At 69.8% G+C, this 9026-nt stretch carries 8 protein-coding genes; 4 read left to right on the top strand and 4 right to left on the bottom strand.

Features of this window, described 5'->3' with window-relative positions:
• Nucleotides 1–20 precede the first annotated feature (20 nt).
• The 4 genes from Q8Q77_RS10680 (at nt 21) to Q8Q77_RS10695 (ending at nt 3052) form a co-directional block, all read left to right on the top strand.
• The gene (locus Q8Q77_RS10680; protein ID WP_305583556.1) at nt 21–971 is read left to right on the top strand and encodes an alpha/beta fold hydrolase; all 951 of its coding nucleotides are present in this window, start codon (nt 21–23) and stop codon (nt 969–971) included.
• A gap of 64 nt (nt 972–1035) precedes the next feature.
• Nucleotides 1036–1473 carry a hypothetical protein gene (locus tag Q8Q77_RS10685; protein WP_305583557.1) on the top strand — a complete coding sequence of 146 codons (438 nt, stop codon included), beginning with the start codon at nt 1036–1038 and terminating at the stop codon, nt 1471–1473.
• 183 nt (nt 1474–1656) lie between these two features.
• Nucleotides 1657–2739 (top strand): Zn-dependent alcohol dehydrogenase, encoded by a 1083-nt coding sequence (locus Q8Q77_RS10690; RefSeq protein ID WP_305583558.1) that lies wholly within the window; start codon nt 1657–1659, stop codon nt 2737–2739.
• Nucleotides 2740–2911: 172 nt separating this feature from the next.
• Entirely contained in the window at nt 2912–3052 is a 141-nt protein-coding gene (locus Q8Q77_RS10695) for a hypothetical protein (protein ID WP_305583559.1), read from the top strand.
• A 1-nt stretch (nt 3053) separates the two neighbouring features.
• On the opposite strand, the gene Q8Q77_RS10700 is transcribed toward Q8Q77_RS10695, so the two are convergent.
• From Q8Q77_RS10700 to Q8Q77_RS10715, 4 genes are all read right to left on the bottom strand, one after another.
• Nucleotides 3054–4283, bottom strand: coding sequence for a TetR/AcrR family transcriptional regulator (locus tag Q8Q77_RS10700; protein WP_305583560.1), 1230 nt, complete (start codon nt 4281–4283; stop codon nt 3054–3056).
• Between the two features lie 150 nt (nt 4284–4433).
• Nucleotides 4434–5792, bottom strand: coding sequence for a M23 family metallopeptidase (locus Q8Q77_RS10705; RefSeq protein ID WP_305583561.1), 1359 nt, complete (start codon nt 5790–5792; stop codon nt 4434–4436).
• A 189-nt stretch (nt 5793–5981) separates the two neighbouring features.
• Nucleotides 5982–6332, bottom strand: coding sequence for an arsenate reductase (glutaredoxin) (gene arsC, locus Q8Q77_RS10710; RefSeq protein WP_305583562.1), 351 nt, complete (start codon nt 6330–6332; stop codon nt 5982–5984).
• A 23-nt stretch (nt 6333–6355) separates the two neighbouring features.
• Complete coding sequence (locus Q8Q77_RS10715) at nt 6356–8749, bottom strand: M20/M25/M40 family metallo-hydrolase (protein ID WP_305583563.1); 2394 nt, start codon at nt 8747–8749, stop codon at nt 6356–6358.
• Nucleotides 8750–9026: the final 277 nt, after the last annotated feature.

Raw genomic sequence — 9026 nt, forward strand, 5'->3', positions numbered from 1 at the left:
GGGCTGGGAGACGACAGACCGTGGCGCGTAAGAGGCCCAAGGGCGTGCTTTCCATGGGGTGGGCGGCGATCGAGGCCGCGGCCACCGGGCGAACCGAACACGCCCCGACCTCCGCCGACTATCCCGACAGTGTGGTGCGCAGGATGCATTTCCCCGCCGGCGCGGGCCTCGGCTGGAAACTCTCGGCCATCACCACCCCGCGCGCCAAGACCGCGCCCTGGAAGATCGTGGTCGTGACCGGGGCGCCGTCCTGGGCCGAGTACTGGGCCCCGGCCCTGGCCGCCCTGCCGCTGGACCGCGAGATGACCGTGGTGGACCGGCCGGGCTACGCCGGCTCCGAGCCCGTCGAATATGTCGGCGACATCCGGATCCAGGCCCGCGCCCTGGCCCCTTTGCTGGACGCCAAGTTCGGCCAGAAGGTACTGTTGGTCGGCCAGTCGTACGGGGCGGCGATCGCCGCGCTCATGGCGGCGGAAAATCCGCGCAAGGTGGCCGGCCTGGTCCTCCTGTCGGGCTATTTCGGCGAGTCCGGCCCCACGGCGCGCTGGCTGCTCGACATGGGATTGCGCTTCTTGAAGATCATTCCCCGCGACCTCCGCCACGCGGTGATCGAAGTCACCAACCAGTCCTCCCAGCTCGACGGCATGCATGCGGCCCTGGTTCGCCTTCGGGTCCCGGTCCACGTCATCCACGGCGACAAGGACGACTTCGCCCCCATCGAGATCGCCGAACGCCTGGTCTCGGAGACCCGCACCCACCGGCCCATGCGGTTCGAGCGGGTGGCGGGCGCGACCCACTTCATGAACGAGGGGCCGACCGAGACCCTGCTGTCGTACATCGAAGCCTGCATCCCGGCTCGCAAGCCGTTCGTCCTGAAACTGCCGGCCGTTCCCGGCCTGCCAAAGCTTCCCTCGTTCGGTTGGTTCAAGCCCCGGACCCCGCGCCAGCGTCAGACCGCCGCAGTCGTCTAGAGGAACTTACCGTCGTCCCGCCTCGTTTTGCGTCCGCTGGCGGGCTTACGAGGGAACATCTCAAATGACGACCAAGCTTCTTCTGGCTGGCGCAGCCGCCGCCATGCTCGCATTCCCGGCCATGGCTCAGGTTCCGGCTGTGACCCCGTCCGTGGGAGCGGGCGCCTCGAGCGCCGTCGTGGCGACGCCGCCGGCCAATCCCGACCCGATGGCGGCCACGGCTTCGGCGACCGGTTCGACCTCGGCGCGCGCCGAGACCGGGATCGCGGCCAACATCTCGGCCACCGAGGCCGACCTGAAGACCGGCGCCACGGTGACCGATTCCACCGGCGCGGAGATCGGCAAGATCTCCAAGGTCACCAAGAAGGCCACTGGCGGCCACCAGGTCACCCTGAGCGCAGGCGGCAAGACGGTCGCCATCCCCGCCGCTAGCCTGTCAGTCTCGGGCGGCGCCCTGGTCTCCACCGAGACCAAGGCCGACATCTGGGGCGCGCCGAAGTAAGCTCGCGCCAAGCCAATACGACGAGGGCCCCGGTTCGCGCCGGGGCCTTTCCGTTTGCGTCATCCGCAAAACCTCTTGGCCCGCGCCATCTGAACAGCGATAAGGTTGCCGTGCGAAAGCCGCGGCCATACCGCGACTTCGATAATCAGCCCCATCGGGGCGCCGGTTCGGGGAAACGCTGACATGAAGGCCGCAGTGCTGCGCGAAGTGGGCAAGCCGCTTCAGATCGAAGACGTCCAGATCAACAAGCCCGGCCCGCACGAGGTGCTGATCCGCACCAAGGCCGCCGGTCTCTGCCACTCCGACCTGCACTTCATGGAAGGCTCCTATCCGCATCCGCTGCCGGCGGTGCTGGGCCACGAAAGCGCCGGCGTCGTCGAGGCGATCGGTTCGGAAGTGCGCACGGTGAAGGTGGGCGACCACGTCATCACCTGCCTGTCAGCCTATTGCGGCCACTGCGAATCCTGCCTGACCGGCCATCTGAGCCTGTGCGTCTCGCCCGAGACCAAGCGCGGCGCGGACGACGAGCCGCGGCTGTCGTCGCCCACCGGCCCGATGATCCAGTACCTGAACCTGTCGTCCTTCGCCGAGCAGATGCTGATCCACGAGCACGCCTGCGTCGCGATCCGCAAGGACATGCCGCTGGACCGCGCCGCCCTGATCGGCTGCTCGGTCATGACCGGCGTCGGCGCGGCGATCCATACGTCCAACGTCCGTCCCGGCGAGACCGTGGCGGTCATCGGTCTGGGCGGCGTTGGCTTGGCGGCCGTGAACGGCGCGGCGATCGCCGGCGCCGGCCGGATCATCGCCATCGACATGGTCGCCTCGAAGGGCAACCTGGCCCGTGAGTTCGGCGCCACCGACTTCATCGACGCCTCCCAGACCGACGCGGTCAAGGAAGTGCTGGAGATGACCAAGGGCGGGGTGCACCACTCCTTCGAGGCCATCGGCCTTTCCAAGACCGCCGAGCAGGCCTTCAACATGCTGCGCCGGGGTGGCACCGCCAACGTGATCGGCATGATCCCGGTCGGCCAGACCATCACCCTGATGGGCGCCGCCTTCCTGGGCGAGAAGCGCATCCAGGGTTCGCTGATGGGCTCCAACCGCTTCCCGGTCGACATGCCTCGGCTGGTGGACTTCTACATGTCGGGCCGGCTGAAGCTGGACGAGATGGTCTCCCAGCGCATCAAGCTGGAGCAGGTCAACGAGGGTTTCGCCGAGATGAAGAAGGGCGAACTGGCCCGCTCCGTCATCGTCTTCGACTGATCGAATTCGATAGGGATTATATAGAAAAACCCTCCGCATCGCGGAGGGTTTTTTGTATGGTCTTTGGTTAAGTCGTTGTTAACCCTAGAAAAACCTGTGATCGAGTGAAACCCCCGACCACGCCGGGGGTTCCCCATCCGGCGGTGGCGTCGCTCGAAGGGAATTTCCGAACATGTCGCGGGACCGCGAAGAAGAGATGCTGGCCGTCGCGCGCCTCTGGGAGGAGCGGTTCGGTGAGCCGCCGCCCATCCTGACCGACCCCGACCTGATGCGGTCGATCATGGACGGCCCGGAGAGGGAGGCGGCGGCCTAGGCTATTCGACGAAGAAGCCCAGCAGGGCCGGTCGCACATAGGCGTCCATCAACCCGGTGACGTCGCCGGGCTGATTGCGCCAATCCAGCGCCAGGGAGGCGTTGAACACCACCATCATCAACTGGGCCGCCAGCAGCGGATCGACCGGGCGGACCGAGCCGTCGGCCACGCCGTCGGAGATCATGCCCGCGAAGGAGTGGGCGATCTGCTGGAAGCGGACCAGGACCTGGCGGCGCATGGGGTGGGGGACGGCGGCCAGGGCGTGGTGGCGCAGCATCCGGCCGCCCTCGGCCGAGGCCTGGTGCATGGCCAGGGACACGACCGCCAGCCACAGGCGGTTCCAGCCGGTGTCGGCGGCGCCGGCGCGGCGCTTGGCGTCGTCCACCAGCTCGAAGGTGCGCGCGAAACAGGCGGCGGCCAGCTCATCCTTGTCGGCGTTGTGGTGGTAGAACGAACCCTTGGTGACCTTCAGCTCGGCGGAGATCTTGTCCACCGAGGCGCCGCGATAGCCCTCGCGGTTGATCAGCTTGGTGGCCGCCACCAGGAAGCGGTCGCGGGTCACCTCGTCGTTCTGCGCCACCGGCGAGCCAAGGGGCAGCAGCGGCAGGTCGGGCCAGGCCTGGCCGTCGGCGGCCAGGCCGCCGATCATCACGTCGGCGACGCGCGCGGCGACGCGGGCGTAGTCCTCGGGCTCATAGCTGTCGAGCCAGGCGTCGGACCAGGTGAGCTGGAAGACCACCAGCCGCGCCAGGGCCTGGCGGCGGGCCGGCGTGATCCAGGGCAAGTCCGGGCTCTTCATCAGCCGGCCGATGCGGATGTAGAGGCCGGTGAAGGCCTCGATGAGCGGCTGGTGCTGCTCGCCCTCGATCAGGGATATCTCACTGAACGGCGCCAGCGGAATCTCCTGGCCCAGCGCCACCCGGCGGCGGGTCTCGTAATAGGCGGCCACGAAGGCGCGCAGGCGGGCGGCGGGGGTGGTCTCGACCTCGGCCTGCTCCAGCATGGCGTTGAAGCGGGCCATGGTCTCGTGCAGCACCGCCGCGGCGAGATCTTCCTTGCGCTTGAAATAGTAGGTCAAGCTGACGGGGTGCAGGTCCATCCGTTTGGCCACCGCCGCAAGGGTGAAGCCGCTGACCCCGTGGTCGTTGAAGACCTTGGTGGCGGCGCCCATGATCGCGTCCCGCTTGGCCGCGTAGCGGGCGCGGGCCTTGGGTTCAACGACTGCGGTCAAGTTCGATTCTCCGCCGAAAACTTCTCTGGAACCGGGACCCTAGTTCGCCAAGCCGCGCGTTGAAAGGACAGCGCGTACGGAAACGCCGCGGCATCGACGCCGGCCGCAACAGCCCGTTGCGAAGCGCCGACCCACGGTTGGCGGCCGCCCCTACCGGCGAAGCCCGGCGTTGGCGACCTGGTCGGTCTCGGCCATGGCCAGCTTCTGGTCCTCGACGTCCTCGCCACGGACCATACGGTCGATGCGGTGCTTCTGGGCGCGGAAGGCGTTGAGCTCGACGCCGGCCAGGATGGTGCCCTGGGGCACCTTGGCGCCGACCGGATTGACCCGGCCGCCGTTCTTCCAGATCTCGTAGTGAAGGTGGGGGCCGGTGGAGGCGCCGGTCGAGCCCACATATGCCACGACCTGGCCCTGGCTGACCCTCATGCCGGGCCGGACGCCCTTGCCGTAGCGCGACAGGTGGGCGTAGCCGGTCTCCCAGCCGCCCGAGTGACGGATGCGCAGCCAGTTGCCATAGCCGCCCCAGCGGCGCGCCTCGATCACCACGCCGTCGCCGGAGGCCACGATGGGGGTGCCGGAGCCCGCGCCGAAGTCGATGCCCTGGTGCATGCGGTTGAAGCCCAGGATCGGGTGGCGGCGCATCCCGAAGCGGCTGGTCATCCGCGCCCCGTCGACCGGGGTGCGCAGCAGGAAGCCTTTGATGTTCTTGCCTGTTTCGTCGAAGTACTGGACCTCGCCGCTGGTCCGCTTGAAGCGGTAGAACTCGATGCCCTTGATGGAGGCGTATTCCAGGTCGCCGGTGCCGATAGTGCGGCCGCTCTCGGTGACGGTGCGGTCGAAGACCAGGGTGAAGTCGTCGCCGGGCTTCAGGTCGCGGTCGAAGTCCACCTTGTGGGCGAACAGCTTGACCATGGCGCCGACCATCGAGGGGTTGGCGCCCAGCGCCGAGGCGCTCTCGTAGAGCGAGCCGGTGATCTCGCCGCGGGCCACCATCTGCTCGTCGCGGATCTTCTCCTCCATCTCGCGCAGCCGAATGGCGCCGTCGAAGGTGCGCGACAGGGTGATGGAGTTGGCGGGACCGGTGCGCAGGGACAGGCCGACCAGGCGGGCCGGTCCGCGCTGGCCGCGGGGATGGGCGATGGCGGCGTCGAAGGCCATGCCGGCCTTGATGTGGACGGTGTCCATGGCCTCGCCCAGGGCCTGGACGGCCTGGCGGGCTTCGTCAGGGGCGACGCCGGCGCGTTGCACGGCGTCCTCGAAGGTCTCGCCGCGCTGGATCTTGACCGGGATGCTCTCGGGCCGGGTGAAGCCCGGCTGGGCCTCGGCCTGGGTGAAGGCGGCGTGCTGCAGGGCCGCGATCGCGGCGGGATCCAGCGGCGGCTTGGCGGGGACGCCCGTATCAACCGTGGCCAGGCGCAGGCCCAGGGCCAGGGCGGCCAGGCCGGCGACGCCGAGCACCAGGCGCGGGGCGACCCGGAAGGTCGGACGTCGCGGATCGAACTCTTGCAATCTAAGCCCCCATTACTGACGACGCCCTGGGCCCGGCTCGAGGAAGCAGGACCTGTTGAACTGGGTGTCGAAAACGGTGCGTTCGGCGGGAGGGTAGCGGCTCCTCGGCGCCCGCATCGTCAACTGAGTTGGTTAATCTCGGGTAAGTCTTTTGTGTGACGACGACGCAGGGCGACTCGACCTGATCGATTAGAGCAGACCCAGCACCAGTTCGGCAGGACGGCACAGCGCCGCACCCTTGGGCGTGGCGACGATCGGTCGGTTCACCAGGATCGGATCCAGGATCATGGCCGCGATGATCGCCTCGTCCGAGGTCGAGGGATCGGTGAGGCCGAGTTCCACGGCCCGGGTGCCGCGCTCCCGCAGGATCTCACGCGCGCTGAGCCCCATCCTGGCGGTCAGGGCCTCGAGCTGCTGGCGGCTCCAGCCGGCGCTCAGGTACTCGACCACGGTGGGCTCGACGCCCTTCTCGCGCAGCAGGGCCAGGGTGTTGCGCGAGGTTCCGCAGTCGGGGTTGTGGTAGATGACGACATCGCTCATCCGCCCCTTCTAGCCTCCCGCGGCTACCAGGTGAACCGCCTAGAGGCCGCCACGACCGTCGAGTCGGTGGTGTCGAAGGCCATGACGTCGGCCGGCCGGGCCGGCAGCGGCTTGGCGTCGGCGGGCCAGGTCTCAGTGATCGAGGCGTAGCGGGCCTCGATGGCGCCCGGGCCCGTGGCCCGGAAGGTCACGGCCACGCCGGTGGGCGCGTTCTGCCACCGGATGCGGGTCCATTGCCCCGCCTTCTCCAGCGCCTTCACAGGCCGGCCGTTCACGGTGACGCCCGACAGGGCCACGCTGGGCTTGAGGTCGAGCGCGCCGACCCTCGCGCCCGTGGGCAGGCTGAAGCTCAGGGTCCCACCATTGGCCAAGGCGGCGAAGGCCAGGGTGGGTTCGGGGACGGCGACCGGCTTGGCTGGGGCGGCCTGCACCTCGCGCCGCCAGAAGGCCGGCAGCTTCTGCTTGGCGATCTCCCCGCCGTCGGCGGTCAGGACGCCGCGCGCCCAGGGCGTCAGGTCGGGCGTGGTGCTGACCCGAAGGGTGCGCCGGGCGTCGAGGTCGAGATAGTAGGCGACGTGGCTCGCCTGGGGATAGCGGGCGCTCCACGGCGGATCGAAGCGGACCACGGCGACCACCACGAAACCCAGCACCAGGATGGCGAGGCTGAGGGTGCGGGCGTTCTTCTCGTTTTCCAGCGGCTGGACCAGGGGCCAGATCAGCAGGGCGGCCAGCCAGACGACCAAGGCCAGCAGTTCGGGCAGGTCCAGGCCCTGGAAGATGCCGTGGCCGAAGCCGAGCGCCCAGCTCAGGGCCAGGCCGCCCAGGCCCGCGACCACCGCCAGCGAGAGCGCCGAACGCTGAGATCCCATGGCGCTGAGCGCGCCCGCCAGGGCGCCGATGGTCAAGGGCCAGGCGGTCAGGAAGGCGGCCGGGGCGGCTGCGACCTGCAGGCCGGCGGTGACGACCAGGCCGCTCAGCAGGACGCCGGTCCAGGCGCCGGCCACGCTGGTCGGGCGTCCGAAGCTGGCCAGGGCCAGGACCGCGCCGGCCGCGCCGATCCCCGCGCCGATGGGGTCCCATCCCGCGAAGGCCGAGCAGCCGAGGCCAGCGGCGGCGGCCATGACGGCGGCGGCCAGCCTCATGCGGCCGCGCCCGGCCGCCGCGGCGGTGAAGACCAGGGCGCCGACGCCCAGGATCAGCAGGGCGATCTCCCAGCGGCTGACCTGGGCCAGCAGCACGCGCTGCTCCAGGAAGCCGAAATCGGCGCCGGTGGCGCGCCGTGCCAGGCGCAGCACCGCCGCGGCCAGGGCGATCAGGTAGAGCGCCGCGCCGAAGCCCTTGGCCACGTCCAGCCAGGGCATGGCGGACTTGCGACGGGCCTGCCAGGCGCCCAGGCCGATGAGGATCGCCGCCAGGGCCAGGACGGCCCAGCCTGCGGGCTGCGGATAGGCCAGGATATGGGACCCGAACGTGCTGGCGTAGACCAGGTCCGGGGCCGGCCCGGGCAGGGTCTCGGCGAAGGCGATCTCGCGGGCGGCGGCGAGCGCCTGCTCGCCCAGGTGCTGCAGCGAGCCCTTGTCCAGGTTCTGCGGCGTCGAGGTGGCCGAATGGTAGTCGAACTGCCGCCCGATGAAGGCGTAGTTCAGGCCGAGAACGCCGGCCTCCTTGGACACCGTGAAGTCGGTGTCGTTGGGCATGTGCTCGTAGAGGAAGACCGTCAGGGACGAGGAGGCGGGCGCTGTCGCGGTCTTCTTGAAGAGCTCGATCACCTGGCCGTTGGCGGGCCCGGTCTGGAACATCTGGGCCTGACCGCCGCCGCCGCGGGCCTCCATGTTGATCATGAAGCCGATGCGCTTGGCCAAGGGGTGGGAGTCGAAGAAGCCCTGGGCGCCCAGCAGTCCGGCCTCCTCGCCGTCGGTGATCACCAGGATGACGTCGCGGGCCGGCTGGCCCCCGGCCTTGATGGCGCGCGCGATCTCCAGGGCCGCGGCCACGCCGGCGGCGTCGTCGGCGGCGCCGGGCGAGGCCGGGACGCTGTCGTAATGGGCCATGATCGCCAGGGCGGGAGCGGTGCGGTCGGCGCCCGGCAGGACGGCGATCAGGTTCTCGACCCGACCGCCGATGACAAAGACCTCCTCGCCGAATTCGCGGCGCGACAGGCCGTCGGTGGTCTGGACCTGGCCTTCAAGGCCGAGCGCCGCGAAGCGGCGCAGCAGATAGTCCCGGACCTTGGCGTTCTCCGCCGAGCCGATCGCGTGCGGCGCGCCGGCCATGGCCACGATGTCGGGAAGGGCGCGGGCGGCGGAGAATTCCGCCTGCGGCGCGGAGACCGGCGTGGGCGCCGGGGTGAGCTCAGACCGCCAGGCCAGGCCCAGGGCAAGGGCGAGGCAGACCGCCAGCGCCAACAATCGTCCCAATGCGTCGTCTCCCCAGCAGAGCTGTCGGGCGGCAACCTAGCGGCTCATCCTCCGGATGCGAAGCGGGAGGGCGGAGAGGGGCGGTTGGATAGGGTTCGCAGATCCTCCCCCAGCGCGCAGCGCGATTAGGGGCCCCGCCCTTCGCGAGGCGAAGGGCGTTCTTCGCGGCGATCGACAAATCGTTGTCGATCGCATCCGGCTCGCAAGCGCGAGCCGGCGCTCATCACGGTGGCGCGTCGCCCTCTTCGGCGACGTGACGGAGGGGGTTGCAGCCCAC

The organism is Phenylobacterium sp., assembly GCF_030698145.1.
Lineage (GTDB): Bacteria > Pseudomonadota > Alphaproteobacteria > Caulobacterales > Caulobacteraceae > Phenylobacterium.

Excerpts from the sequence above, each read along its gene's own strand:
- Q8Q77_RS10685 (WP_305583557.1), top strand. The coding sequence starts at position 1,036 with ATGACGACCAAGCTTCTTCTGGCTGGCGCAGCCGCCGCCATGCTCGCA.
- Q8Q77_RS10690 (WP_305583558.1), top strand. The coding sequence starts at position 1,657 with ATGAAGGCCGCAGTGCTGCGCGAAGTGGGCAAGCCGCTTCAGATCGAA.
- Q8Q77_RS10695 (WP_305583559.1), top strand. The coding sequence starts at position 2,912 with ATGTCGCGGGACCGCGAAGAAGAGATGCTGGCCGTCGCGCGCCTCTGG.
- arsC (WP_305583562.1), bottom strand. The coding sequence starts at position 6,332 with ATGAGCGATGTCGTCATCTACCACAACCCCGACTGCGGAACCTCGCGC.